Origin of the sequence: Variimorphobacter saccharofermentans, from assembly GCF_014174405.1 — a bacterium.
GTDB classification, from domain to species: domain Bacteria; phylum Bacillota; class Clostridia; order Lachnospirales; family Lachnospiraceae; genus Mobilitalea; species Mobilitalea saccharofermentans.
This window is the reverse complement of record NZ_JACEGA010000001.1, coordinates 3,363,239-3,389,918: the sequence shown is the minus strand read 5'-3', so window position 1 is coordinate 3,389,918 and position 26,680 is coordinate 3,363,239. Positions and strand designations below refer to the sequence as shown.

At 40.3% G+C, this 26,680-nt stretch carries 22 protein-coding genes; 16 read left to right on the top strand and 6 right to left on the bottom strand.

Translation table 11 applies throughout. The annotated features are described in order from the left end of the window. Positions 1 to 95 precede the first annotated feature (95 nt). The 3 genes from asnB to dpsA form a co-directional block, all read right to left on the bottom strand. Positions 96 to 1,946 (bottom strand): asparagine synthase (glutamine-hydrolyzing), encoded by a 1,851-nt coding sequence (asnB, locus tag H0486_RS14660; RefSeq protein WP_228353701.1) that lies wholly within the window; start codon positions 1,944 to 1,946, stop codon positions 96 to 98. A gap of 185 nt (positions 1,947 to 2,131) precedes the next feature. Further along, positions 2,132 to 2,719, bottom strand: coding sequence for a dipicolinate synthase subunit B (locus tag H0486_RS14655; RefSeq protein WP_228353700.1), 588 nt, complete (start codon positions 2,717 to 2,719; stop codon positions 2,132 to 2,134). Then, positions 2,716 to 3,591, bottom strand: coding sequence for a dipicolinate synthase subunit DpsA (gene dpsA / locus H0486_RS14650; RefSeq protein WP_228353699.1), 876 nt, complete (start codon positions 3,589 to 3,591; stop codon positions 2,716 to 2,718). The genes H0486_RS14655 and dpsA overlap by 4 nt, the downstream gene beginning before the upstream one ends. 442 nt (positions 3,592 to 4,033) lie before the next feature. Between dpsA and H0486_RS14645 the strand changes: the two genes are divergently transcribed. Then, positions 4,034 to 5,731: a peptide ABC transporter substrate-binding protein gene (locus H0486_RS14645; RefSeq protein WP_228353698.1), complete on the top strand. Its 1,698-nt coding sequence runs from the start codon at positions 4,034 to 4,036 to the stop codon at positions 5,729 to 5,731. A gap of 725 nt (positions 5,732 to 6,456) precedes the next feature. On the opposite strand, the gene H0486_RS14640 is transcribed toward H0486_RS14645, so the two are convergent. Further along, positions 6,457 to 7,632 (bottom strand): IS110 family RNA-guided transposase, encoded by a 1,176-nt coding sequence (locus H0486_RS14640; RefSeq protein WP_228353697.1) that lies wholly within the window; start codon positions 7,630 to 7,632, stop codon positions 6,457 to 6,459. Positions 7,633 to 7,890: 258 nt separating this feature from the next. On the opposite strand from H0486_RS14640, the gene H0486_RS14635 reads away from it, so the two are divergent. The 4 genes from H0486_RS14635 to H0486_RS14620 all read left to right on the top strand — a co-directional run bounded on the left by H0486_RS14635 (position 7,891) and on the right by H0486_RS14620 (position 11,875). After that, positions 7,891 to 8,835 carry an ABC transporter permease gene (locus tag H0486_RS14635; protein WP_228353696.1) on the top strand — a complete coding sequence of 315 codons (945 nt, stop codon included), beginning with the start codon at positions 7,891 to 7,893 and terminating at the stop codon, positions 8,833 to 8,835. A gap of 85 nt (positions 8,836 to 8,920) precedes the next feature. Beyond that, complete coding sequence (locus tag H0486_RS14630) at positions 8,921 to 9,859, top strand: ABC transporter permease (RefSeq protein ID WP_228353695.1); 939 nt, start codon at positions 8,921 to 8,923, stop codon at positions 9,857 to 9,859. 31 nt (positions 9,860 to 9,890) lie between these two features. Continuing rightward, entirely contained in the window at positions 9,891 to 10,895 is a 1,005-nt protein-coding gene (locus H0486_RS14625; protein WP_228353694.1) for an ABC transporter ATP-binding protein, read from the top strand. After that, entirely contained in the window at positions 10,895 to 11,875 is a 981-nt protein-coding gene (locus H0486_RS14620; RefSeq protein WP_228353693.1) for an ABC transporter ATP-binding protein, read from the top strand. The genes H0486_RS14625 and H0486_RS14620 overlap by 1 nt, the downstream gene beginning before the upstream one ends. A 72-nt stretch (positions 11,876 to 11,947) precedes the next feature. On the opposite strand, the gene H0486_RS14615 is transcribed toward H0486_RS14620, so the two are convergent. Both H0486_RS14615 and H0486_RS14610 read right to left on the bottom strand, forming a co-directional pair. Continuing rightward, complete coding sequence (locus H0486_RS14615) at positions 11,948 to 12,226, bottom strand: hypothetical protein (protein ID WP_228353692.1); 279 nt, start codon at positions 12,224 to 12,226, stop codon at positions 11,948 to 11,950. A gap of 17 nt (positions 12,227 to 12,243) precedes the next feature. Continuing rightward, on the bottom strand, positions 12,244 to 12,567 hold the full coding sequence (locus tag H0486_RS14610; RefSeq protein ID WP_228353691.1) for a hypothetical protein: 324 nt from the start codon (positions 12,565 to 12,567) through the stop codon (positions 12,244 to 12,246). Positions 12,568 to 12,975: 408 nt separating this feature from the next. On the opposite strand from H0486_RS14610, the gene H0486_RS14605 reads away from it, so the two are divergent. The 11 genes from H0486_RS14605 (at position 12,976) to H0486_RS14555 (ending at position 26,654) form a co-directional block, all read left to right on the top strand. After that, the gene (locus tag H0486_RS14605) at positions 12,976 to 15,063 is read left to right on the top strand and encodes an ABC transporter substrate-binding protein (RefSeq protein WP_228353690.1); all 2,088 of its coding nucleotides are present in this window, start codon (positions 12,976 to 12,978) and stop codon (positions 15,061 to 15,063) included. Between the two features lie 17 nt (positions 15,064 to 15,080). Further along, positions 15,081 to 16,049, top strand: coding sequence for an ABC transporter permease (locus H0486_RS14600; protein WP_228353689.1), 969 nt, complete (start codon positions 15,081 to 15,083; stop codon positions 16,047 to 16,049). 9 nt (positions 16,050 to 16,058) lie between these two features. Next, positions 16,059 to 17,063: an ABC transporter permease gene (locus H0486_RS14595; RefSeq protein WP_228353688.1), complete on the top strand. Its 1,005-nt coding sequence runs from the start codon at positions 16,059 to 16,061 to the stop codon at positions 17,061 to 17,063. 10 nt (positions 17,064 to 17,073) lie between these two features. Continuing rightward, positions 17,074 to 18,222, top strand: a complete 1,149-nt coding sequence (locus H0486_RS14590; RefSeq protein WP_330594545.1) for an ABC transporter ATP-binding protein — start codon at positions 17,074 to 17,076, stop codon at positions 18,220 to 18,222. 33 nt (positions 18,223 to 18,255) lie between these two features. Continuing rightward, positions 18,256 to 19,224 (top strand): ABC transporter ATP-binding protein, encoded by a 969-nt coding sequence (locus tag H0486_RS14585; RefSeq protein ID WP_228353687.1) that lies wholly within the window; start codon positions 18,256 to 18,258, stop codon positions 19,222 to 19,224. A gap of 471 nt (positions 19,225 to 19,695) precedes the next feature. Then, positions 19,696 to 20,673, top strand: a complete 978-nt coding sequence (locus H0486_RS14580) for a peptidoglycan bridge formation glycyltransferase FemA/FemB family protein (protein ID WP_228353686.1) — start codon at positions 19,696 to 19,698, stop codon at positions 20,671 to 20,673. Positions 20,674 to 20,706: 33 nt separating this feature from the next. After that, positions 20,707 to 21,945: a glycosyltransferase family 4 protein gene (locus tag H0486_RS14575; protein ID WP_228353685.1), complete on the top strand. Its 1,239-nt coding sequence runs from the start codon at positions 20,707 to 20,709 to the stop codon at positions 21,943 to 21,945. A gap of 340 nt (positions 21,946 to 22,285) precedes the next feature. Further along, complete coding sequence (locus H0486_RS14570; RefSeq protein WP_228353684.1) at positions 22,286 to 23,011, top strand: CpsB/CapC family capsule biosynthesis tyrosine phosphatase; 726 nt, start codon at positions 22,286 to 22,288, stop codon at positions 23,009 to 23,011. A gap of 31 nt (positions 23,012 to 23,042) precedes the next feature. Then, positions 23,043 to 23,789 carry a YveK family protein gene (locus tag H0486_RS14565; RefSeq protein ID WP_228353683.1) on the top strand — a complete coding sequence of 249 codons (747 nt, stop codon included), beginning with the start codon at positions 23,043 to 23,045 and terminating at the stop codon, positions 23,787 to 23,789. Between the two features lie 59 nt (positions 23,790 to 23,848). Beyond that, a complete protein-coding gene (locus H0486_RS14560) occupies positions 23,849 to 24,559 on the top strand; it encodes a CpsD/CapB family tyrosine-protein kinase (protein WP_228353682.1) in 711 nt (236 codons plus the stop codon). A gap of 166 nt (positions 24,560 to 24,725) precedes the next feature. After that, positions 24,726 to 26,654 (top strand): polysaccharide biosynthesis protein, encoded by a 1,929-nt coding sequence (locus H0486_RS14555; RefSeq protein WP_228353681.1) that lies wholly within the window; start codon positions 24,726 to 24,728, stop codon positions 26,652 to 26,654. Positions 26,655 to 26,680: the final 26 nt, after the last annotated feature.

The window sequence follows — 26,680 nt, the reverse complement described above, 5'->3', positions numbered from 1 at the left end:
GGATGTTAACTTAAATTCATTTTTATTAGTGATTTTTCTGTGCTTTGTACAATCAATTGCAGTCATTTAATTATCCTTGGGGACATAGATACTCCCTAAAGTAATTGGATGTGGTATTTCTCCAGCCAGTAATTCACCTGCAACAGATATGCTATTAGCTGGGGGCCAGCCATCAGCTGTCCGTACCAGGGCTTCCCGTAATCGGATGGTGAGTTCAGGAAGGCTTTGATTTTTTTTACGTCGACAAGAGGGTGAATCGGCGCATTGGGATCGGAGAGTACCTCAAGAAGCCGGTCACCTAATAATTTCTCATAGTCCGGATGATAGGTTTTTGGATAGGGGCTCTTTCTACGGTATAGAATTTCATCGGGAATCAGTCCTTTACCGGCATCCCGAAGTAATCCCTTCACTACTCCGTTGGGGCATTTCATCTCCCAAGGAACATTCCAGATGTATTCTACTATGCGATGATCAGCAAAGGGAACCCTGGCTTCCAGGCCGGAATACATGCTGCATCGGTCCATACGATCGAGAAGAGTCACCATAAACCATTTTAGATTTAGGTATGCAATTTCCCTGCGACGTGCTTCTGTAGGTCCTTCTCCCGCCAGACGTGGTGTCTCGGCAATGGATTTCTCGTATGCAGCCAATACATAACCGTCTAAATCCACGGAAGCGAGTAAATCGTCCGACAGGAGAAGCTTACGGGGTTCCATATTCTTAGACCAGGGGAAAGTGTTTAAGGCCATAATTTCCGGATTATGAAACCACGGATATCCTCCAAAGATTTCATCAGCGCATTCTCCGGTTAGAGCCACCTTGTTATTCTTAGCAACCTCCTTACAGAAGTACATTAGGGAGGATTCGATATCAGCCATATTGGGAAGGTCCCTTGCATCCACTGCCTGATACAAATAATCGGCCAGATGTAGATTATCGCATTCCAGATACGTATGCTTACTATCTACATGCTTTAACATGATATCAACATAGGGACGGTCCTGGGATGGTTGGAAGGAATTTGACTTGAAATGCTTTGCATTGTCCACAAAGTCGAAGGAGTAGCTCTCTAACTGATGTCCGATTTTACCGAGCTCCTTTGCACAGATAGCGGTTACAAGACTACTGTCAACTCCACCGGACAAAAAGGTACAGATCGGTACATCCGATATCATTTGTCGTTTCACAGCGTCATATACCAGGAAAGATGTCTTTTCCACAGTCTGCTCATAGGTTTCCTCATGGGGAGCACTAACAAGAGTCCAATAAGGGGATTCCTTCAGGCCATATTCATTGAAGATAAGTACATTACCAGCTAAAACCTCGTGAACATTCTTAAAGACACCGCTGCCATATGATTTTGCAGGACCTAATCCAAATACCTCACAAAGTCCATTTGAATCAATCTGCGGTTGTACATCTGGATACTCAAACAAGGATTTAATTTCCGATGAAAAGATAAGGGTTTCATCGTGTAGTGTATAGAAGAGAGGCTTTACACCCAGACGGTCCCGGACCAGATATAGAGATTTTATATTGTCATCCCATATGGCAAAGGAGAATATTCCATTCATTTCTTTTACAAATTCAGTTCCGAAAGTCATAAATCCAGCTAATATAACTTCTGTATCCGTATGAGTTTTAAATAAAAATCCCATACGTTTCAGATTATTTCTAAGTTCATCTGTGTTATAGAGCTCCCCGTTGTATATGATAGTATAGGAATTTCCGAACATTTCCCTGGTGATTGGCTGGTGCCCGCGATTACGATCAATGATCGATAGCCTGGTATGAGCCAGCCCTACCTGAGGATATATCATATCGCCTTCATCATCAGGACCACGATGAATGAGGGATCTCTGCATTTTTTTTAAGATACCATACCATTTGCTGGTCTCCTTTGTATAATCACGATTAATGTTACAAAAGCCGGCGATTCCGCACATAGTTTCCTCCATTCTGCCGCTTTTGGCGACTAAAGACATCTTACTATACATTGACAAAGGAAGCTTTTATCCTGAACGAAGAATTTAATCAGAACGTAAAGCTCCCTTGCTTTTTAATATTATTTCTAAAGCATATATACTACGTATGTGAATTGCTAATCTTTCTATATAAATGAACGTTATCTTTATTGAGGGGGCATAAGGATTGGTTGCAACTGCCTTCCCTCCAGGGCTTCCTCCAGCGTTGGAACGATTAGATTAAAATGAGAAATCATAGAATAAGGTTTTCCCATATAATTATCCTGACCGAAGGGTACAAAATAGATGCTCTTGGTATTGATTAATAAACCGATATTCTTCAGATTATTACTAAGGGCATCATTCGTAGCGATAGCAATTACAATGGGTTTACCATTTCTCAGAAGTCCCTTTGCGGCCATTAAAACTGGTGAATCAGTTATGGCATTTGCCATTTTTGCCAGGGTATTACCAGTACAGGGGGCAATCACAATAATGTCCAGAATATTTTTTGGACCTAATTTCTCTGCGTCAACAATGGTGGTTATAGGATCGTTTCCTGTAATTGACATCGCTTTGTTAAGAAAATCTTCTGCCTTTCCAAATCGAGTATCTGTGATCTGAGAACGATCGGAAAATATGGTATATACATTGGCTTTTTCCTGCACTAGCCGTTCTATTTGAAGAAAGACCTTATCAAAGGTACAGTAAGATCCGGTCAGGGCCACACCTACATTTTTTCCGCTAAGAGTCATGTTATCACTTCTTTCAATAATCCATAAATTTCAGTTACTAAGATATCGGCTGAGGTTTTTGGGGCCACTTTCGCAGGCAATCCGAGACACAGTCGGGCATTTATATTCTGCTGTTTTGCATATTCGTAATCCACTCCGCCAGGAGCAGAGGCAATATCTATAATGGTAACATCCTTATCTACTAGTTCTAAGGCATCTTTATCCAATACTAGGCTCGGTATGGTGTTAAAGATATAGTGATAGGAAGGTAAAATACATTTTATATCGGGTAAATATACAGTCAGAAGTCCGGCAGCCTCTGCATAAGCCAGGGCATCCTTTGAGCGTGCTGCCACTGTTACATATGCATCCAGCGCTTTTAGCTTCGCAGCGAGTACCTTAGCACAACGACCATAACCCAAAACCAGACAATTGCTACCATGCAGATTTCGTCCACTTGATGCAATTGCCTCCATTATGGTTCCTTCTGCAGTAGCAATTGCGTTTAAAATGGTTATTTTCTCGTTTTTCATGAGATCATAATATGGGATCTGTTTATTATCACATAATTCGGTAATGGGAGAAGGTATTGCTCCGCCTATAAAGGTGTGTTCCTGTGTTAACAAATACGCAACATGCGCAATGGTTAGATCAGTGTTAATAATTTTTGAAGTAATCGTAACCTGATCCCTTGATACAGGAATAGGACCTATGAGTACCTTACATTTTTCAAATAGTTCGCTCAGAGTCGACATCTGATTGCACTTTTTATGCTGTATGGTCCCGTCAAGACTGTAAATTGCTACACGATACCCCTTTTGTAGAAATGCTTCTGCCATATACATCTGACGTCGGTCTCCGCCGAATATTCCAATATCATATTGAATGGACATATCTTTCACTCCTTTATGTCACATTATATGAAGTCTTCAGTAAATGGTGATTGAACTATGAAGGGGAGTAATTAGAAAATGTACAGATTAAGAAAATGGAATATGATACCACAATGGGAAAAGATGCTAAATGAAACTAATTTATGTCAATAATAGTATTAATATTGACTAAAATACTTTTATGTATTATGATTGAAAAGCAAACATCAATTATACCAAGGAAGTGTATGATAATATACTTCTTTTTTATGTAACAGGAAAGTTTATCCTATTGCATAAATGCCTTTAGGCAGGATGAATACACAGAAAGAAAAGAGCTTCTGTGAAGCTCTTTAGATGAAGCCAGTTAAACTGGCCGCACTTGACAAAGCTTGCAAAGCAAGCTGCAGGATTCTTCCAAGGCAGAATCTTAGTTCTAATCAAAAAAAGGAGGAAATATTTTATGAAATTGAAAAAAATACTTGCAGCCATGTTGGCTATATCAATTTCAGCTTCCATGCTAACAGCATGTGGCACAAAGGAACCGGAAGTAAACAATTCGACTGAGCAGAATTCCGGTACTGAGACAAATAACGAGGATACACAGGCAACCAATGACAGAACTCTGTATCCAGGTACAGCAGAAGCAAATGCCATTACAGTTAATATCACTTCTGAACCACCGGAATTATTTTCAGTAACAACGACAGATACCACATCCTTTTCTGTAATACGTCACGTAATTGAAAACCTTGTTATGTTAGATGAGAATGATAAGGTTGTTCCTGGTGTTGCGAAGGACTGGACAGTGAGCGACGATGGTTTAGTATATACCTTTAATCTTCGCGATAATATGAAATGGTCCAACGGAGAGCCCGTAACAGCAAATGACTTCGTATTTGCCTGGAAAGCGCTTTTAACTCCTGAATTCGCTGCAGACTATGCATATTTTGGTTATGTATTTAAAAATGGTCTTGCATACAATCAGGGAGAAGTAGGTGCAGAGGAGCTTGGTTTTAAGGCAGTATCCGATTATGTACTTGAGGTAACTCTTGAAAATCCTACAGCTTATTTCCTTGATACATTAGCATTCGGTGTATTTGCTCCGGTAAATGAGAAAGCGTATAACGAATTTGGTACTGCTTATGGTACCGATTCAGATAAGATGGTATACAATGGTGCATTTAGAATAGCATCCTGGGAGCATGAGAGCAAGATTGTTCTTGAAAAGAACCCGGATTACTATGCAGCAGATCAAATTGAATTAGAAAAGATTAATTTCGTCATGATTAATGATACCAATGCTGCATTAAATGCCTTCAAGGCCGGAGAATTGGATTTAACAAATATCAACGGTGAGCAGGCAGCATTAATGAAAACTGAGAACTTCCCAGTACTCACCTACGATGATGGTTCTACCTTCTATTTAGAGTACAATTTAACGGATTCCCAGTTGGCAAATGCTAATCTTCGTAAAGCGATAACTTATGCGTTGGACAAACAGGCCTTTGTTGATAGTATTGTTAAGAATACCTCCAAACCTGCAGTTTCCTTTACAGCTCCTGCTATTAACGGTTTATCCAAGAAGTTTAATGAAGAAGTAGGCAGCTTAGTTCCTACTGTAGATGTAGCGAAAGCAAAGGAATACTATGCAAAAGCGTTAGAAGAATTAGGAGTAGACACCATAACCCTTTCCATGATCTGTGATGATACGGATACAGCAATCAAGAATGCGGCCTTCGTTCAGGAACAGTTAAAGGTAAATCTTGGTATCGATGTACAGGTAGAATCTATGCCATTCAAGAGTAGAATTGAAAGAATGTCAAATAAGGATTTCTCCATTGTATTCGCTGGATGGGGCCCGGACTATAATGATCCTATGACCTTCCTTGATATGTTTGAGACTGGTAATGGTAACAATCATACAAGCTATAGCAATGCAGCATATGATGAGTTATTAGGCAAGGTTCGTACAGAATTAGATCTTAATACCCGTTTTGGTTATTTAGTGGAACTTGAAAAACAGTTAATGGAAGATCTTCCGATTGGACCTATCTACTGGAGATCCAGAGATTATATCTATAGTGGCAAAATCGAATCCGGTGTTATTAGAACAGCATTCCAGGATATGAATTTCAAATACGTAAAATTAGCAAAATAATAATCTAAGTGCTAAGTTTTATGAATGATTATTGGAAGTGCGGGATATTAGGCTCGCACTTCCTTTCATGAAAAGAAAACCCCAATGATTCCCTAACGAAAAATGTCGAAGAGATTAGTATAATAGAACAGCAAACATATTAATTGGTAACTGCGGAACAATATAAGTAATATCATGGTTTGCAAGATGCAAACTATTATGCAGTTTCGCATTACCTATCAGATATAGATTGAGAGAATTGCCGTCCTATATTACTTTTTGACAGAGAACGATTGCATGATACTTTAGTGATTTAAACTATTACATCATCGGGCTGGTTTTCGAAAAGTAATATAGGGCAACAAGGTATCATAACCACAAGAAAAATGTACTTGTGAGCTACATAGGAATAATCCTATGCAGTAGGTTGACGATATTATCTTAATCTACTTATATGGAGTATTAGTTAATTGCGAAACTATAAGTCCCGAAGCAAACCATTGCGGAAGGAGCGATTCTACGCAGGAATATGTATCTGTTGCATACACAATTTAGACATCCTCAGAATTCTGCAATTGCCTAATACGGAACATAAAGAAAGACTAACTATTAAAAGTCAAGACTAATTTAAAATTTTTTGAATGAATTGTGTAAATGCATTTCAAGCAAATTTGAACATTGATAACTGCATGACAAATAGAGCATCTTCGCGGATGCTCAAAAAGGAGATATTTATATTAAGAGATCTAAGATGCTTTGATATAGGATTGTCCAGATCTTTCTAGCTGATAAATCACTCTGACAAGTTTTTTGGCAGCATGTGAAATGGCTACGTTATAATGCTTACCTTCAGAGCGTTTTTTCTCTAAGTAAGCAGCAAAAGTCGGATCCCAATGGCATACAAATTTTGTTGCATTGAACAAAGCATATCTAAGATACCTGGAGCCACGTTTTTCCATATGTGAATACGATGATTCCAATTGACCTGATTGATATGTAGAAGGCGATAATCCTGCATAAGCAAGTATCTTATCAGGAGAATCAAATCTACTGAAATCACCTATTTCAGCAATAATCATAGAACCCATGCGGTAGTTAATACCCGGAATGCTTAGAATTGGCGAATTGATTTTATCCATGATGGATTTGATTTCTGATTCAATTTCAGAAATCTCGGAATCCAATTCCCGAATCAGGCGGATGGTATGTTTTAGTTCCAGAGATTTGGCAGGCATATGAGAGCCAATCGAGGTTCTTGCAGCTTCTCTGAAAAGAATAGCCGTATCTTTACCATAGCGGCCTTTCGAAGATGTGTTTAGGAGGTTTGTCAGCCTGGTTAAATGTACTGAAGCGATGTCGGATACACTTGACAGCTCAAAAAGTAGGTCATAAACAGATGCCATATGAAGGGTGGGAACCAATTTCTCTAATTCGGGAAATAGAATTGTTACCAGACGAGAAATTGATTGTTTGAGTTTTGCCCGTTCTTTCACTTTATCAAAGCGATAACGAGTTAGTGACTTCAGTTCCTCATTGTGATAAGATGTGTCTGAGTAGGACTTTAAGTTCACATCAGACATGAGCATTGTAGCAATCGTATGGGCATCAACTTTATCCGTTTTCGTCTTTCTAAGGCTTAGACTTTTTCTGTAAAGATTGGTATGTAACGGATTGATAACAAAGGTGGTCAGACCTTTATCAAGAAGATATCCCAAGATGTTATAACTGTAGTGTCCAGTGGCTTCAAGGCCTACTTTTACTTTGGTTAAATCATCTGTAACAGACTGAATTTTCTGATAAAGCTCATCAAAACCATCTAGGTTGTTTGGAATGGTAAATGCCTTAAAAAGTACTTCACCATCTGAGTTAGTGATAAAGCAGTCATGCTTATCCTTAGCAATATCAATTCCTGCGTATATCATAGCAATACTCCTTTGAAATGTATTTGACACTGTTTGGAACCACTGGGACTCCTTGCGATTGTAACCTCGTTCTAAATAAACCGTCATGCGGTATCTAACTGATTAACAAATATACAAAGAGACTGTGGTTGGAGCCTTTCTGTAACCATCGAGTGGTAGGAGAAACAAACCAATCCACAGTGTCTCTAACAGTATAGCATACAGTCCTTGGAGAGGGACTATAAACACTACTACTATATAATACGAGGAGAACTGCAAATGGTTAAATATATAGTGAAACGATTATTCTATGCGTTTTTAACATTAATGGTATTAGTTGCTTTGACCTTTTTCATGATGCGTTTATTGCCAGGTGATCCCTTTATCGGAGAAAAAGCAATCCCTGAGACAACATTAGCTGCGCTGAATGAAAAATACGGTTTAGACAAGCCGGTATATGAGCAATTATTTATTTATATGAAGAATATTTTTAAGGGAGACTTGGGAATCTCAATGCATTATAACCGTCCCATTAATGATATCATTGCCCAAGCGTTCCCATATTCCTTTGATCTGGGACTCAGAGCTCTGATTTTCGCGACGGTAATGGGTATTTTATTGGGTATTGTAGCCGCTGTGAAAAGGGGAACAAAATGGGATACCATCACGATGCTTTTTGCGATTATTGGTGTATCCGTACCAGGCTTTATCATTGGTGCATTGCTTCAGTATTTCCTGGGATTGAAGCTGTTCCAGTGGACGGGGATACGCTTCTTTCCGATAACAGGATGGGACTCATTCGCAAGCAAACTATTGCCCTCCTTTGCACTTAGCTTCAGCTCCCTTGCTACCATCTCCAGATTAATGAGAACCAGTATGCTGGACGTACTTGGTCAGGATTATATTAAGACAGCGAAATCAAAGGGATTATCCCAGAAGAAAATAATCTGGAAGCATGCAGTTCGTAATGCGATTATGCCGGTAATTACTGTTCTCGGACCCATTGCAGCAGCCGTTCTTACCGGTGCATTTGTTGTTGAAAATATATTCTCAATACCCGGTATGGGAAAATTCTTTGTATTAAGTATTCAGACACAGGATTACACCATGATCTCCGGAACCACCCTATTCTATGGCGCTTTCCTGGTAATCGCTAACCTGATTGTGGACCTTGCTTACGGATTTATTGATCCCCGTGTTAAGCTTACGGAAATTAAGGAATAGTTCCAGGCGAGGAATTATTAATATTGGAACGTGTAGCTTGTTATCAATATGGAGATAAGTAATTGAAAGGTATATGGAGGTAGAGATGAGTAAAATAGATAAAAAACAATTTGAATGGGTTGGCGCCAATGCAACGGAGAGTGAATCAATCTCAAGACCCAGTACAAGCTACTGGAAGGATGCAATGTACCGCCTGTCGAAAAACAAAGTCGCAGTTTTAAGCTTGATTATAATTGGAGTAATTACTTTATGCAGCATCATAATACCGATGCTTTCACCCTATACTATGAGTGAGCAGCATCTGGCCCATACTTATGCTCCCATGGGATATAAGGATGCCGTAGATGGACATATGCATCTGTTTGGAACCGATACTCTGGGAAGAGATATATTCACCAGAATATGGTATGGGGCTAGAATATCATTGTTTATTTCATTTACAGCTGTTTTCGTTAACTTTATTATCGGAATTATCTATGGCGGAATCTCCGGTTATATGGGAGGAGCAGTGGATAATATCATGATGAGAATTATTGAGATTATTAATGGTATTCCATATCTGATCGTGGTAATACTTTTGATGATGGTTTTACCAAAGGGAACGATGACACTTGTTGCAGCGTATGCGGCAGTGGGCTGGACCGGTATGGCACGTCTGGTACGTGGTCAGATCATGAGTTTAAAGCAGCAGGATTTTGTGGTAGCTGCCAAGGTAATGGGAGCAAAGCCGGCAAGAATTATTGCAAAGCATTTACTACCCAATACGCTGAGTGTTGTCATTGTTAATATTACATTAGCGATTCCCAGCGCAATATTTACGGAAGCGTTTTTAAGCTATATTGGTCTCGGTGTACCGGTACCGTTAGCTAGCTGGGGAACCTTAGCCAATGATGGAAGTAGAGTGTTCCAGATGTATCCTTCACAGCTGATTATTCCGGCAATATGTATCAGCATAACCATGCTCTCCTTTAATTTATTGGGAGATGGATTACGGGATGCGTTGGATCCGAAGTTGAGACGATAAGCGGTAACGCTTAAAAAGTGAGGTAGATGATATGAATAAAGTATTAAAAGTCAATGATTTACACGTGTCCTTCGATACTTATGCCGGTGAAGTGAAGGCGGTTCGTGGGGTCACCTTTGACTTAAATGAAGGAGAAGTACTGGCAATCGTTGGAGAGAGTGGATGTGGGAAGAGCGTAACAGCACAAACCATTATGAAGCTGAATCCCATGCCTCCGGCACGTATAGTAAGTGGAGAAATTCTGCTAGCAGATAAAGATATTGTGAATGCTTCAGAGAAAGAAATGATGCAAATTCGAGGCAAGGATGTCAGTATGATATTTCAGGATCCTATGACCTGCCTCAATCCCACCATGCAGGTAGGAAAGCAGCTGACGGAAGCAATCCGTCATCATCAGAAGCTGTCAGCTGAGGATGCTGCCAAAGAAGCACTTCGTTTGCTGCAGTTAGTTAAGATACCAAATCCGGAGCAGAGAATTAAGCAATATCCTCATGAATTCTCCGGTGGTATGAGACAGAGAGTTATGATCGCAATGGCACTGTCCTGCGCTCCCAAGCTATTAATAGCAGATGAGCCGACTACTGCGCTTGATGTTACAATTCAGGCTCAAATTATGGACTTATTACAGGAAATTCGAGAAAAAACCAATACAGCAATTATATTGATTACTCATGATCTTGGTGTGGTGGCTAGTATGGCAGACAGGGTTGCGGTAATGTATGCAGGAAAGATCGTAGAAATCGGTACAGCAGAGGATATCTTTTATCGTCCTTCCCATCCATATACAAAGGCATTGCTAAAAAGCCTTCCTACTACGGATATGAATCGTTCAGAACGGTTGGTATCCATCGCAGGTACTCCGCCGGATTTGATTAATCCACCTACAGGCTGCGGTTTTGCAAGCAGATGTACGAATTGCATGAAAATCTGTCAGAGCGAACAGCCTCCGGTATTTGAACTTGGTAAGGGACACCAGGCTTCCTGCTGGCTCCTTCATGCGGATTGTCCCAGTAATCAGCCAGGAGGTGAAAAGTAATGAGTAATCAGAAGCAGACTATCAACACGAACCAGAAGTTACTTGAAGTACAGAATGTTTCAAAGCATTTTAAGGTATCCGACGGTATCCTTAAGGCTGTAAATCATGTTAACTTTGACATATATAAGGGAGAAACACTGGGTCTTGTTGGTGAATCCGGTTGTGGTAAGTCCACTCTTGGGAAGGTTCTGATGGGAATATATCCGGCCACAGACGGAAGAATACTCTATCATGGAAAGAAAGATTTGGAAATTACCAAGAAGTCCTTGTTCGAATATTCCAAAATGGCACAGATTATCTTCCAGGATCCATACTCCTCATTGGACCCTCGTATGACGGTTGGATCGATTATCGAGGAAGGTATGATTATTCATAAAATGTACGATAAGAAGAGACGTCAGGAACGGGTGTATGAACTGTTGGAATTAGTAGGTCTTAACAAGGAACATGCGAACCGTTTCCCTCATGAATTCTCTGGTGGACAGCGTCAGCGTATTGGGATAGCAAGAGCACTGGCTATAGAGCCGGAATTTATTGTGTGCGATGAACCGATATCAGCACTTGACGTTTCCATTCAGTCACAGATCATCAACCTATTACATGATTTACAGAGTAAATTAGACTTAACCTATTTATTCATTGCTCATGACTTGAATATTGTGAAATATATTAGTGACCGTATTGCGGTTATGTATCTTGGTAATATTGTTGAGCTGGCATCCAGTGATGAACTATATGAAAACACATTACATCCCTATTCGAAGGCACTCTTATCTGCGGTACCAATTCCGGACCCTGATAAAGAGGCTCAAAAGCAACGTCAGATATTATCCGGTGATGTTCCGAGTCCAATCAATACTCCCAAAGGGTGTCCCTTTGCAGGACGTTGCCCGAGGGCTACTGACATCTGCAGACAGGAGAAACCGGCGCTAGAGATGAAGCAGGGCCATCTGGTTGCTTGCCATCATGTGGAAAAGTAAATGAGAAATGTTTGTATATGTATGGAAAGAAAGCTGTTACATGACTATTAAAGGTTATGTAACAGCTTCTTTTTACCCAAATAGAGATTGTAATACAGCTCCAAGGATCCAGTTGATAATGGATAGGACTAAAAAGACGATACAGAGTACTAGTCCGGCTATTGCAACCCCTCTTTTTGAGGACTGCATTCCTGTACGGGCTAAGGATATACCAATTATGGTTACGATAACACCTGCTATTGGAATAAACCATGCAGCAATTCCGATTAATCCAAGAACCAAAGAAGCAATGGCTTTACCAGTAGGATCATGTAGCTTTATGTTATTTGACGGGTTTGTATTATTTTCCACGTTTATGTCTCCTTATACTATTTTAATAATGATTCTAGAGTATTTACCCGGGAAGCCAGCATCTTCTTAATGGCAAAGGCCATCGCTCCATTAAGATCCATTTCCCCTGAATAGATGCCCGGGAACCATGCAAACTTTAACCAGGCTTCCATATGTACTACTCCTGGAGCTAATTGAAGCTTAATAAATTGTGGAGATGTAAAGCCAACCCCTTTTTTCCATACATCTTCTCCTTTGAAGTTTACTCTGTTAAAGCCTTCCTTACTAAAAAAGTCATTTGCAATTTTCATGATTTCCTCTGGATTTTTAGTAGTAGGAAAATCCTTAATATAACGCGCCATAATATTACTCCTCCTAGTTTTATTGTATATAAATATCGTATCCTTAGAGAAACAGCTAGCATATTCCAGGTTTCTGCATTTTCTCAGGACACAAAACCATTTACTATTTCGGTTATTTTTTAATGAAATTTAAGACTACAGGACTAAATTCCTATATAGGTATCCCACTATTGTTATTCACTTTGGGATGCCCTCTTTTTTTCTTCGTTATGTTGAAATCAATCAAGACGCTTTATAGTCTCTTCATTCTTGTCATAATCACATATCCTACGAATATAATTTAGTACGAGCAAAGAAGCATGTAATGCTTCTTGTTTTCTTATTGCTCTAGAACAATTACGATTACACGTAATTAAGACAACCTACGGTATGTAGTAGCAAATCGAATAGCAAATAAGGAGGAATTGAATGATTAAGAGGAGAGCGCTGGCACTGATTCTAATCCTATGCTTTGCAGTTTCTTTCATTGCATGTGGAAAGGATACGAAGGAAACGCAGAATCCAGATACGAACCAAAAAGAAAAAACAGAAGTGGTAAAGGAGAAAGAGGACAATCAGGAGAAGACTAATACTTCAGAAACTCCTGGAAAAATTGTTGCTACAGGAAAGTATGATACGTTGGTTATTGGAACACAGACCTTTAATGGTGTGTTCTCACCGTTGTTTTACAGTACAGGTTACGATGCCCAGGCATATGAACCTGTCTTTACCTCAGTCTCTCGGCTGAATAAGGATGGTGTGCTGGTAGATTATGCGGGACATGTAGAGGCAGAGATACAGAAGGCAGCAGACGGACATGAGCAGGTGCTCTATACGGTAACTCTACAAAAGGGTATGGTATTCTCGGATGGGGAGCCAGTAACCATCGATGATGTATTGTTTTACTATTATGTAACTGCCGATCCGACCTACGATGGCGCCTCCACATTCTCTACCTTGGATATTGTAGGAATGAAGGAATATTATTATGATACACCGGATTATTCTTCAAAGATAAATGCGATTACGGAGGAGGTAAATTCAAAATACACCCTGGATACCATATCAGAAGCAGACTATAAAGCATATTTAAGAGAAAGTAATCTGGAGGGCTGGTGGCAAGGGATTGACAGTTATGATTGGGTTGCCTATCTACAGGGAGAAGGATACGATACAGCCGGTATCGAGTCCGATGAGGAGAAGCTGTTTGAGCTATTGGTAACCTGTGAATATGAGAAATATGCATCCGCTTACGACCCTCAGACCTATTATCAGAATAAACTAGAATCGGAGTTTATTACAGGAAATCTGGAGGACGGAATTGATGTACCCACCATCTCCGGAATTAATAAAGTGGATGATTATACCTGTACCGTACTCTTTGATTCTATTAATATATATGGAGACCGGGAAGTGGCCAATATTAGCATTGTACCCGAGCATTATTATGGAAAGGACTTCAAGAAGGGGAACCTGGCTGGCGTGAAGGCTCTTAATGGTACACCTATGGGTTCCGGCCCTTATAAATTTATAAGCTATCAGGATAATATTGTAACATTGGAAGCAAATCCCTTATTTTTCGGAAATACTCCTAAAATCCCTACCATAAAGCTACAGGTAGTTCCAGATAGTGATAAAGTGGATGCTTTGATCGGAGATCAGATTGATATCACGGACCCTAGCGCAAGCCAGGATGTCATAGCACAGGTGGAAGAGGCAGGGATGGCATATTCGTTGGTAGATAATCCGGGATATGGATACATAGCCATTAGTTCTGAGAGAATACCGGATTTGAATGTTCGAAAGGGCTTGATGCATCTGATGAATCGAAAACCGGCAGTAGAAGCATATTATGGGAAGCTGGCTCAGGTGATTGAACGCCCCATGACACCGACAGTAGCCGAATATCCGGATAACGCGAAAGAAGTGTATGGTTATGATCCGGCAAAAGCAGCTGAGTATTTTTCAGCAGCTGGATATACCAAGGATTCTAACGGTAAGCTGGTGAAGAACAATGAGAAGCTTGTGGTTAGTGTAGGTATTGGGGGAGATGGCAAGATGGATCATCCTTCTGCACCGATCTTAACCCAGATGGCAAATGATATGGCTGCTTTAGGTGCAGAATTGGTAATACAGGATTTGGACTTTTCTACCTTAGTAAATAAAAAGGATAGCGGAGAACTGGATATGTGGGTAATGGCATGGGGAAACTCGACTACCTGTGACCTGACTCAGATATTTGGCAGTAAAGGCAATGATAATGATGTAAAACTATATAGCGATGAAATCGATGCCCTACAGGCTGAAATCCTTCGTACCGTTGACTTTGACAAACGCTGTGAGCTGGTGGCAAAGGAATTGGATTTAATAATGGAAGCAGCGGTATATATGCCGGTTTATCAAAGAAAGAATATGGAGATTTATAACGCCAATACCATAAAGCTTGAAACACTCCCGGAGGAGACGACAACCTACTGGAACTATAGTAGTGAGATTTATAATCTGGAAATGCAATAAAAAGGGGAAACGATACGATGAAACAATACATAATTCGGCGATTATTAATCAGTTTCCTGGTGTTATTTGGTGTATCGTTTCTGCTGTATGTGATCATTCGCTCCATGCCCAGCGATTATGTAACCAATATCACAGCGGGAAATCCGAATGTTACTGCTGAGATGGAGCGAAGAATGCGAGAAGTGTATGGTCTAGATAAAGGGATCTTAGATGGATATCTATCATGGCTGTGGGATGCGGCCAGGGGGGACTTTGGAGTCTCATTTATCTATCAAAAACCGGTTACAGAGATTATCGGTCGGTATGCTCCGATTACATTTGCGCTGGCATTTACGGCATTACTGCTAGAGATGCTCCTCGCAATTCCATTGGGTATCATGGCTGCTAGAAAGCAATACTCCAGGACTGATTATGTGATTGTAACGATCGCTTTGATGGGAATTTCTCTGCCCACTTTCTTCTTCGCAGGCGTTCTTAAACGAATCTTTGCAGTAGGGCTAGGCATTCTTCCGCTATCCGGAATGGTAAATGCCAGAGCCTCCTATGAAGGGTTCGCACGTATCATGGATATAGCAAAACACCTGGTTCTGCCTTGTACTGTATTTGTGATAACCGGAGTAGGTGGCCTGCTTCGTTATACGAGGACAAACATGTTGGAGGTTCTCAGCGCGGACTATGTTCGTACAGCCCGTGCCAAGGGTTTACCGGAGAGAAAGGTAGTTGGGAAGCATGCATTTCGCAATACGCTGATACCGGTGGTAACGCTAATCGGTGGAATGATACCGTCGCTTTTCTCAGGAGCGGTAATTACGGAAGGAATCTTCGCCATCGAAGGACTGGGTAATATTGCACTGAATGCAGTATATAACGGTGATATCCCATATTTAATGGGATTTAATATGTTTATTGCCGTATTAACCTTACTTGGTACATTGGTTGCAGATATTCTATACGCAGTGGTTGATCCCCGCGTAAGACTGGGCTAGGGGGGATGAATGATAATGATAGATACGATACAACAACAAAACGAGCTGGAACTGGAAGAGTTTGAGCAAAATCAGGTCATTCTGTCACCCGGGCAACTGGTTTTAAAACGCTTCTTTCGGAACAAGCTAGCCACCATAGGAATTGTTATTATAGCTGCCATGTTATTATTCTGTTTTATTGGGCCATTATTATCTCCATATGGGGAGTATGAAATATTCTATATTAACAAAGATACAAAGGAAGAGATATCCATGCATGATTCCCGAATCAGCGAGCAGGGGGTAACCGTTCATATACGGGCACCAATTTCATCCTCCCACTGGCTGGGAACAGATGCTGACGGGCGAGATGTACTAACCCGGCTAATGTATGGGGGAAGAGTATCATTGACAGTGGGCTTAGTGGTTGTACTGGTTGAGTTGATAATCGGTGTAACCTTAGGAGGTATAGCCGGCTATTATGGCGGCAAGATTGATATGATCATCATGCGTCTGGTGGAGATTTTCTATAGCATTCCATTTATCCCGGTAATGCTGATTATATCTGCTGTCATGGTGGGATATGGAATATCACCCCGCTATAAGATTTACATCATAATGCTGGTTATGGGTGTGTTGTATTGGGCAGGGGTAGCCAGAATGGTTCGAGGACAGCTCCTTTCCCTAAGGGAGATGGAGTTCATGCAGGCAGCAGAGGCAACGGGTATCCGCACCTCCAGAAAGATATTTAAGCATCTGGTTCCCAATGTCATGCCAATTATTATAATTATTGCTACCATGGACCTGGGTGGAATTATTCTTACCGAATCAACTCTAAGCTTTCTCGGAGTGGGAATTGCGTTTCCTTATGCTTCCTGGGGGAACATGGTTAACGCGGTCACGAACTCCATCATACTAAAAAGCTTTCCGAATATATGGGTGCCTCCTGGAATCTGTATTCTGCTTACGGTGCTGGCATTTAATTTTATTGGTGATGGACTTCGGGATGCCTATGATCCGAAAATGAAAAGGTAGGTGAGATAGCTTGTTGACAGAGAAGGTCAGCCAAAGGGAGAAGCTGAAAAGCATTAAGAAAGAAAATAACTTAAAATATAAACAATATGAGCAGGATAAAAAACGAAAATACATACCAGAATCGGAATATCTGACTAAGATGAAAAACTTTGGCAATGTGGTGGAATTCGAGGAGCTAAGGAGCTATTTTTACACCGATGTGGGAACGGTAAAAGCGGTGGACGGGGTGACCTTTGATGTACCGAAGGGAAAAACCGTAGGGATTGTTGGAGAGTCCGGTTGTGGCAAGTCCGTGACCAGCTTATCCCTAATGCGGTTATTGCAGGGACCCCAGGGGCAAATTGCCGGAGGGGAGATTAGGTACAATCAATCTTCAAAGCATCGCACCGTAGATCTGGCGAAGATCTCTCAGAAAGAAATGGAGGAAATACGCGGCAATGAAATAGCGATGATTTTTCAGGAGCCAATGACTACCTTAAATCCAGTATTTACCATTGGAGACCAGATTGATGAATGCATAGAGCATCATAACCCCAAAATGAAAAAGGAGGAGATCAAAGCCAGAACCATAGAGATGCTTAAGCTGGTGGGGATTGCTCGAACAGAGGGAATATATCAATCATACCCCCATGAGCTTTCTGGGGGTATGAGACAACGTGTAGTAATTGCTATGGCCTTGTGCTGTAATCCACAATTAATCATTGCTGATGAGCCAACAACGGCACTGGATGTCACTATTCAGGCTCAAATACTGGATTTACTTCGCGAATTGAAGAATAAAATTAATGCATCCATTATGCTGATTACTCACGATCTGGGCGTGATAGCGGAGATGGCTGATTACGTGGTGGTAATGTATGCTGGCCGTATCGTAGAGCAGGGTACCGCCAAAGAAATTTATCAAGAGCCCTTGCACCCCTATACCATAGGATTAATGAAGTCAAGGCCAATCCTGAACGAATCTGTGGACCGGCTTTATTCCATTCCGGGAAATGTACCCAATCCCATCAACTTACCGGAGCATTGCTACTTTAAAAATCGCTGTGAGAAATGTATGGTTCGCTGCAATGGGGCATATCCAAGGATGATATCTATTACATCAACGCATAAGGTATGCTGCTATTTACACGATAAGACCGTCAGAATATATCATCATTAGGCTGTAAAAGTAATGTGTAGGGAGGAGCAGCATATGCATAGTAACATACTGGAAGTAAAAAATCTGGTGAAGTATTATCCCATAAAGTCCGGAGTTCTTCAAAGGACAGTAGGACAAGTAAAAGCAGTGGATGATGTAAGCTTTACAATCAAGAAAGGAGAAACCTTTGGACTGGTGGGAGAATCCGGATGCGGTAAAACCACCATAGGACGTACAATCCTTCGCCTGACAGAGCCCACGTCCGGTAAGGCTATAATGGACGGAATGGATCTATTTGAGATGCAGCCAAGAAATCTTAGGAAAATAAGACCGAAGCTCCAGATGATATTTCAAGACCCATATTCTTCTCTTGACCCAAGAATGCCGGTGGGAGAGATTATAGGAGAAGCAGTAAGGGAGCATTCCATCGTACCCAGAGCATTATATCGGGATTATATTAAGAAAATCATGAAAGATTGCGGCTTAAGATCATTCTATATTGATCGTTACCCCCATGAATTCTCGGGTGGACAGCGGCAACGGATATGTATTGCCAGGGCTCTGGCCCTAAACCCTGAGGTAATTATCGCGGATGAACCGGTATCAGCATTGGACGTATCCATTCAGGCGCAGATCATTAATCTGATGAAGGAGCTTCAGGAACAGCGTGGCTTGACTTATCTGTTCATATCCCATGATTTGTCCGTGGTAGAGCATATTTCGAATTCTGTTGGCGTAATGTATCTGGGATCCTTGGTTGAAAAAGCCTCCACTAAGGAGATATTCGGAAAACCCATGCATCCTTATACCAAGGCATTGTTAAGTGCGGTACCAATCCCCAATCCGGATAAGAAAATGAAACGAACAATATTGGAAGGCGATATTCCCTCCCCGGCTAATCCTCCGGAAGGTTGTAAGTTTCACACCCGATGTCCGAATTGTATGGAAATCTGTAAATCGCAGGAACCGGTTTTCAAGGATCATGGAAATGGGCATTACCTGGCCTGCCATCTGTATCAATAACAGACGTTATATATACAGATGGCATGACGTCCTGTATCAATAACAAATACTGGGCTGTAGCATGGTTTTCAACAGTGATCACGACTTACCTCACACACAGATGGTAGGACATATTACTGGTTTTGTATGTCTCAGGCGAACATAAAATATTCGACTGAGACATACAAAACACAGCAACATGTTCTCCCGACAGTGTATTATGGTAAGTCATAATCACTGTTGAAAACCATGTAACAGCCCATATCCACTTAGTTGACAGATGATGTCATACCATCTGTATATATAACCTCCATCATACGAGGACAGGGATAGTGTCGAGGTTCTTGAGAAAAAGGGGAATTATATTTTATTATAAAGAAAAAGAGGAAAATCAGTAATATGGATTTTCCTCTTTTTGTATGTAACTGGTTGAAAATGGAAAAATGCTATACTATAATTCTTATGCATTATGAGACAAAGGAGGGATTAAGCATGGACATATATTTTCAACCGGAATACGGAAAACTGTATGAGACAATCGAACAAGGCAAAAGCGAAGTATATGAATATAAAGGTCCTCTTGGAGCCATTCAACATATGTATATCCGTCGGGAAATACCCATACAGATCGATCATAAGACATATTATGATCTGATTACACCCTATGGATACGGCGGACCGTTGATAGTGAGTTGTGAAGATGGCAGTAGGGATCAGCTGGTACAGTCATTTCAGAAGGAGTTTCAAAGTTATTGTCTAGATCATAACATTGTCAGTGAATTCATACGATTTCATCCCATTGTGAAAAATGCCGATGACTTTCAAAATTGCTATGAAATTCAAACGATTCGTAAAACGGTTGGAACTAACCTGGTAGATTATGATGATCCGGTGCAAGCGGAGTTTTCAAAATCCTGCAGAAAGAATATTCGACGGGCTGTGGAGGAAGGAGTAACCTATAGAATTACGGAAAATCCATCCCATGCAGGAGATTTTACGAAAATATATTATGCAACAATGGATCGAAACGATGCGAATTCTTTTTATTTTTTTGATGACGAATATTTTACACAATGCATAAACTTATTTCCGGATCATGTAATTTTGGTAGAGGCCATATATCAAGGAAAAACCGTCGCAATGAGCTTCTGTTTTATATATGGTAAATGGATACATATTCATCTATCGGGAGCGTTAACAGAATACCTTCACTTATCTCCTTCGTATATCCTCAAGTATGCAGTTACCATGTGGGGAAAGGAAAAGGGGTATGAATTAATTCATTATGGAGGGGGCAGAACGAACAGCCCCGAGGATAATCTTTATCTTTTCAAAAAGAAGTTTGGAAGAAATACAGAGTTTACCTTTTGTACGGGAAAACGGATATGGAATACGGAGGTTTATCAACGGTTATGTACTGCAGCCGGAGTAACGCAAACCAATGATTTCTTTCCGGTATACCGAATATAAACGCGCTGTGTATAGCGCAGAAATGAGGAAAAGATGAATGTTTTATATCTAACCCTTTCAGATTTTGATGAAAATAAAACGTCAGGAGTCCATATAGATCTGGTCAATAAAATAATAGAGGAAGGCCATAGGGTGTATGTGATATCTCCTGTAGAGCGAAGAAAGAAAATCGAGACCTATTTGATTGTCAGAGACAATCTTGAGATACTCAAGCTGAAAATAGGGAATACTCAAAAAACAAATGTGATAGAGAAGGGAATTTCAACCATAACTCTGGAAGGAAAATATGTGGCGGGGATTAAGAAGTATTTTGATAAGGTACGATTTGACATAGTTCTTTATACAACACCTCCTATTACTCTGGAAAAGGCAATCACTTATGTTAAGCAAAGGGATCAGGCTAAAACGTATCTGATACTCAAGGATATCTTTCCGCAAAATGCAGTAGATCTTGGCATGCTGCATAAGACAGGAGTCATGAGTCCCCTGTATCAATATTTTCGCCGGAAGGAGAGGCGTTTGTACAGATTGTCAGATTATATCGGATGTATGTCCCAGGCAAATGTGGACTATATCAAGAGAAATAATCCGGATATTTCTTCCTCGAGACTTGAGATATGTCCTAACTGTATTCTGCCGGTTAAAATTACGAAAGATGAGGATATGATCACGGCGATAAAAAGCAAGTACAATATTCCATTGGACAAGACCATATTTATCTATGGAGGGAATCTTGGAAAGCCCCAGGGAATTGATTTCTTAATGGAATGCCTGTTAGCCAATGAATTAAATGACCGGGCATATTTTGTCATAGCTGGTTCAGGAACGGAATATCGAAGATTAAGAGATTTTCTTGACCAGAAAAAGCTGCCGAACGTCCAATTGTTTTCCTTACTGCCGCAAAAGGATTATCATACATTGGTAAACTCCTGTGATGTGGGTTTGATTTTTCTGGACCACCGTTTTACCATTCCTAATTTCCCATCAAGGATCCTGTCCTATATGCAGGCATCCATGCCGGTATTAGCTGCAACGGATTGCAGCACGGATATCGGAAAGGTAATTGAGGAGGGCAGATTTGGCTTATGGTGTGAAAGCAGGGATGTGAATGCCTTTAATCAGATGCTGAACCAGCTGTGTGATGAGGAGGTTCGAAAGCAGATGGGATCTAATTCGAGAAAATATCTGGAGAAATACTATACCGTTGATCAGGCGTATAATATAATCTTCGAGAAATTTCAACAGCCACACAAGGCATCTGCAATTAGCTGACTTTCGTTTCGAAGCAAAAACAGATAACTTTGTATACAAAAATAGATTCTCGTTCGATGCAGTATGATATTCTTATAATATGTAAAACAGGAATAGATATAAAATGTCGGTTACTGCAGCGTAATCCTTCGATTTGAGTCGCATCATATATTATGTTTGTGATTCTGAATTCATGCTGTATAAAAAGAGGAAAATCTGTAAATCAGATTTTCCTCTTTTTTCAATTTTATGGTTGATTATAAAAAAACCCTATTATATAATTCACTTGCTGGAAAAATATTACAATTTGAATTTATGACCTTTATGGATCGAATGATCCTATGTGTAAGAAAGGAATTCAATGAAAGGGTATTTTGATTTACATAGCCATATATTACCAGGTGTAGATGATGGTGCAGCGTCTCTGGAGGAGACCAGGTCCATGCTGCAGACTGCCTATGAAGAAGGTATCCGAATTATGACGGCAACACCTCATTATGCCATTGGAAGAAAGAATGCATCGGTAAAGCAATTGCAGGAACTGGTTGAGGAACTTAATGAACCACCTTTTGACCTCTGTAATAAACCTCATATAATTCTGGGTAATGAATTGCTGTTTAGTAAAGAGATCATAGATGCTTTGAATCGGGGAGACGCTTTGACCATTGATGGAACAAGATATATCTTAGTGGAGTTCTTCCCGGAGGAAGAGTTTGGCATGATGAGGGAAGGTTTACATCATTGTCTGCTATCGGGATATATTCCAATCTTAGCACACACAGAAAGGTACCACTGCCTGATCAGGCATCCCTGGCTGGTAGGAGAGCTGATTCAAATGGGAGTATATGTTCAAATTAATTTTTCTGGCCTGGTCGGACATATTTTAAGCCCGAAAGTAAATTTTTGCCATAAGCTACTAAAGAAGGATTGGGTACATTTTCTTGGAACGGATGCTCATGGCGCTCATAATCGGGCACCAAGGGTGAGAAAGGAAGTTACACGGCTTATGAAAAAGTATGGTGAAGAGACCGTAACAAGGCTTTTATGGAGTAATCCCATGAAAATGCTGGAGGACAGGCATTTATAATGGCCAGAAAATGAAAGTAAGGAGCGGAAGGATGGAAGGGAATAAAAAATTTGCATCTGAGGTAAAGGTGGAAGACTTAATTAGGGTATTGCTTCATAGGGCATGGCTAATCATCATGATTGGTGTACTTGGTGTTGCAGCAGCATGGGGAATATCGACATACATTTTGGAACCCACTTATACATCAACTGCTAAGATGTATGTGATTAACAGACAGAATGAGGACAAAACAACATTGGCTGATCTACAGACTGGAGTACATCTGACGAAAGATTTTAAAATTCTGGTAAAAAGCCGTCCAGTAATGGAAGAGGTTATTAAAAAGTTAAATCTGGATATTTCTCCAGGGGAGCTGTCTGCATCAGTAAATGTTAATATTCCTACTGAAACACGTATATTGGAGATATCCGTTACAAATCATGATGCTACACTTGCAAAAGAAATTGCTGATACCATCGTTTTAGTAGCTTCCAGTCGATTGGTTGAGGTTATGGAGATTGAGAAAATCAATACGGTTGAATTAGGAAACCTGCCGAGGACTCCTTCCAGTCCGAACCGGGTTAGTTATATGCTTCAGGGAGGACTTGGCGGAATCATTCTAATATCCTTTATTCTTTCAGCAATGTATCTGCGGAATGATTCCATTAAGAACGTGGAAGATATTGAGAAGTATTTGGGATTAACAACCCTTGGTATCATACCAATGGAAGAGGTTTCAAAAAAGAGTAAGAAAAAAGTACGTGTAAGGAAACAGGATACGAAGGTTCTGGCAAGTTAGCTATAAAATGTCGTGCTGACTCCCCATAGGTGGTGTTTGGCAGAATGGAGACTATTACTATGAAAATGATTCATTTAGAAAAGCTACAGGCTTTAGATTTTCGAAGCAATGAGGCATATAAAACATTAAGAACCAATATTCAGTTCTGCGGATGCAATATAAAAGCAATTTGCTTTACAAGCTCTTTACCAAATGAAGGAAAATCAAATATATCCTTCCATCTGGCTATTTCCTTTGCAGAAACTGGCAGGAGGGTTGTGTTTGTAGACTGTGATCTGCGAAGATCAATGATTGTTGGAAGGTATAAGCCCGATCAGTCAGTTTTCGGATTGACTCATTATCTATCAGGGCAAAATGATTTGACGGATATTCTATATGCAACCAATGTTCCAGGTCTGGATATTATATTTACTGGACCGGTTCCTCCTAATCCGGCAGAACTTTTAGCAGGTGATTTCTTTCGTGAAATGATAGAAATCCTTAGAGAGAACTATGATTATGTGATACTCGATACACCTCCTCTTGCAAACGTTATTGATAGTGCAATTGTCGCTGAAAAATGCGATGGAGTGGTATTAATTATTGAGAAGAATTTAATCAGTTATTCCTTAGCACAGAGAGTAAAGCAGCAATTAGAAAAAACAAACTGCAAATTACTGGGAGCAGTATTGAATAAGGTTGAAGTGGGCGGGAAGCAATATGGTTATTATGGTATAAAACGATACAAAAAATATGAGGATAAATACTATGATAATGTATTCTACTCGTAAATAGGACATTAAACTTACCCAATCAATAAACAAACAGGATGAACAGAAATCCCTTATATGATTCTACCCTATTCGGACTTCTGATAAATACGAATAGTTATAAGACTTTATGAACGGACAATACACGGATCAGTAAGTAGGAAAGGACACATAGGGGGCATCAAAAATGCATTTTCGATTTCGAAATAGTCGTAAAAAACTAATTATATTTTTAGACATGTTTATTACAGCAATTGTCTTTCTAGTTCTGTCTTATCTGGTTTCTTTCAATAACGGAGGTAAAGAGATCGGATTTGTCAACATTTTACCACACTTAATTCTAATGTTTGTCTGTGGCAGGATATCTCATTATATGTTTAATACGTATAAAAGTATATGGAGGTATGCAGAATGCAAGGAATATATGACCTTGCTGCTGAGTGGTGTGATGGGTTATTTTATGTTCCTGTTAATTGATGACATAGTTTTAGGCAAACAGTTTCCGCTGTTGTTTTCTTTGGCGGGATATTCCACATCCATCCTGTGTATGTTAATGATGAGATTTGCCTATCAAATCTATCGCAAACGCAATACGCAACGAGGTGCTTCGTCAGGACTTCCGCTGGCTATTATTGGAGCAGGTAGTGCCGGTGTCACCCTGCTAGATGAAATACAAGCAGATCCGAATAGTGGATACCGTGTCTGCTTATTCATCGATGACAGCTATGAAAAAATAGGGAAGAGAATACATAACATTGAAGTAAAAGGTCCCATATCAGACCTCCCCAAGCTGCTTGCGGGGACGGGAGTATCGGAATTGATATTAGCGCTTCCATCCATTGATCATGAGAAGAAAAAAGAAATTCTGGAGCTATGTGCCACAATGAAATGTCATGTTCGAATTCTACCAGACCGACTGTCACTCATTCAGAATGATCATGATAAATCCCTATCAAACAGTATCCGTGAAATTAAGGTGGAAGATCTTCTGGGGAGAGAACCGGTTTCCCTGAATGATAAGCAAGTGGAGCAGTTCATAAGGGGAAAGGTGGTAATGGTTACCGGAGGCGGTGGTTCCATTGGCTCGGAACTATGCAGACAGATTGTTGGTTTTCATCCATCAAGTCTTGTCATTGTCGATATCTATGAGAATAATGCCTATGATATTGAACAGGAACTGCGTTTCCTATATGGGGATAAGCTAAATCTCAGCATTGAGATTGCATCGGTTCGAGACGAGGAAAAGGTGAACCAGTTATTCCAGAAATACCGGCCCAATATTGTATTTCATGCAGCGGCTCATAAGCATGTACCCCTAATGGAGAACTGCCCCGATGAAGCTATAAAAAATAATATATACGGCACCTATCATGTGGTGTTAGCGGCAGATCGGTACCATACGGAGAAATTCGTACTCATTTCCACGGATAAGGCAGTTAATCCAACCAATATCATGGGGGCTACGAAGCGTTTTTGTGAAATGATAGTGCAAAGTATGAATCGTATCAGTAAAACAGAATATGTAGCCGTTCGGTTTGGCAATGTACTTGGGTCTAACGGTTCTGTAATTCCACTTTTTAAACGTCAGATTGAAAAGGGTGGACCGCTTACGATCACGGATAAAAGAATTATTCGATTTTTTATGACCATTCCAGAAGCTGCCCAGCTGGTGCTCCAGGCCGGTTCCATTGCCAGCAGCTCAGAGATATTTGTTCTGGATATGGGACAACCGGTGAAGATACTGGATCTTGCTGAAAAACTGATTCGTTTATCCGGATATGAACCTTACACGGAGATACCGATCATTGAAACAGGACTAAGACCAGGAGAAAAGTTGTATGAAGAGCTTCTTATGAGGGGAGAAGAACTGATTTCCACCTCCAATAAGAAGATTTTTATTGAGAGACAGAAGGAATTATCTCCGGTAGAGCTTCATGATAAACTAGGTGTTTTACAGCGGGCCTTGGAGGTAGGTTCTATATCGGCTTTAAAACGGGCAATGAAGCTTGTAATACCGACTTACCATGATCCGGAGGAGGTAAACCGGAAGAGTGTATCGTTGGATTACCAGGATGTCATATTAAAAGAGAACATAAAAATCGAGAATGTCGGATGATATTTATCATATTATGGACAGAATAG

Coding starts and splice junctions, on each gene's coding strand:
- asnB (WP_228353701.1), bottom strand. CDS start 1,946: ATGTGCGGAATCGCCGGCTTTTGTAACATTAATCGTGATTATACAAAG.
- H0486_RS14655 (WP_228353700.1), bottom strand. CDS start 2,719: ATGACTCTTAGCGGAAAAAATGTAGGTGTGGCCCTGACCGGATCTTAC.
- dpsA (WP_228353699.1), bottom strand. CDS start 3,591: ATGTCCATTCAATATGATATTGGAATATTCGGCGGAGACCGACGTCAG.
- H0486_RS14645 (WP_228353698.1), top strand. CDS start 4,034: ATGAAATTGAAAAAAATACTTGCAGCCATGTTGGCTATATCAATTTCA.
- H0486_RS14640 (WP_228353697.1), bottom strand. CDS start 7,632: ATGATATACGCAGGAATTGATATTGCTAAGGATAAGCATGACTGCTTT.
- H0486_RS14635 (WP_228353696.1), top strand. CDS start 7,891: ATGGTTAAATATATAGTGAAACGATTATTCTATGCGTTTTTAACATTA.
- H0486_RS14630 (WP_228353695.1), top strand. CDS start 8,921: ATGAGTAAAATAGATAAAAAACAATTTGAATGGGTTGGCGCCAATGCA.
- H0486_RS14625 (WP_228353694.1), top strand. CDS start 9,891: ATGAATAAAGTATTAAAAGTCAATGATTTACACGTGTCCTTCGATACT.
- H0486_RS14620 (WP_228353693.1), top strand. CDS start 10,895: ATGAGTAATCAGAAGCAGACTATCAACACGAACCAGAAGTTACTTGAA.
- H0486_RS14610 (WP_228353691.1), bottom strand. CDS start 12,567: ATGGCGCGTTATATTAAGGATTTTCCTACTACTAAAAATCCAGAGGAA.
- H0486_RS14605 (WP_228353690.1), top strand. CDS start 12,976: ATGATTAAGAGGAGAGCGCTGGCACTGATTCTAATCCTATGCTTTGCA.
- H0486_RS14600 (WP_228353689.1), top strand. CDS start 15,081: ATGAAACAATACATAATTCGGCGATTATTAATCAGTTTCCTGGTGTTA.
- H0486_RS14595 (WP_228353688.1), top strand. CDS start 16,059: ATGATAATGATAGATACGATACAACAACAAAACGAGCTGGAACTGGAA.
- H0486_RS14585 (WP_228353687.1), top strand. CDS start 18,256: ATGCATAGTAACATACTGGAAGTAAAAAATCTGGTGAAGTATTATCCC.
- H0486_RS14580 (WP_228353686.1), top strand. CDS start 19,696: ATGGACATATATTTTCAACCGGAATACGGAAAACTGTATGAGACAATC.
- H0486_RS14575 (WP_228353685.1), top strand. CDS start 20,707: ATGAATGTTTTATATCTAACCCTTTCAGATTTTGATGAAAATAAAACG.
- H0486_RS14570 (WP_228353684.1), top strand. CDS start 22,286: ATGAAAGGGTATTTTGATTTACATAGCCATATATTACCAGGTGTAGAT.
- H0486_RS14565 (WP_228353683.1), top strand. CDS start 23,043: ATGGAAGGGAATAAAAAATTTGCATCTGAGGTAAAGGTGGAAGACTTA.
- H0486_RS14560 (WP_228353682.1), top strand. CDS start 23,849: ATGAAAATGATTCATTTAGAAAAGCTACAGGCTTTAGATTTTCGAAGC.
- H0486_RS14555 (WP_228353681.1), top strand. CDS start 24,726: ATGCATTTTCGATTTCGAAATAGTCGTAAAAAACTAATTATATTTTTA.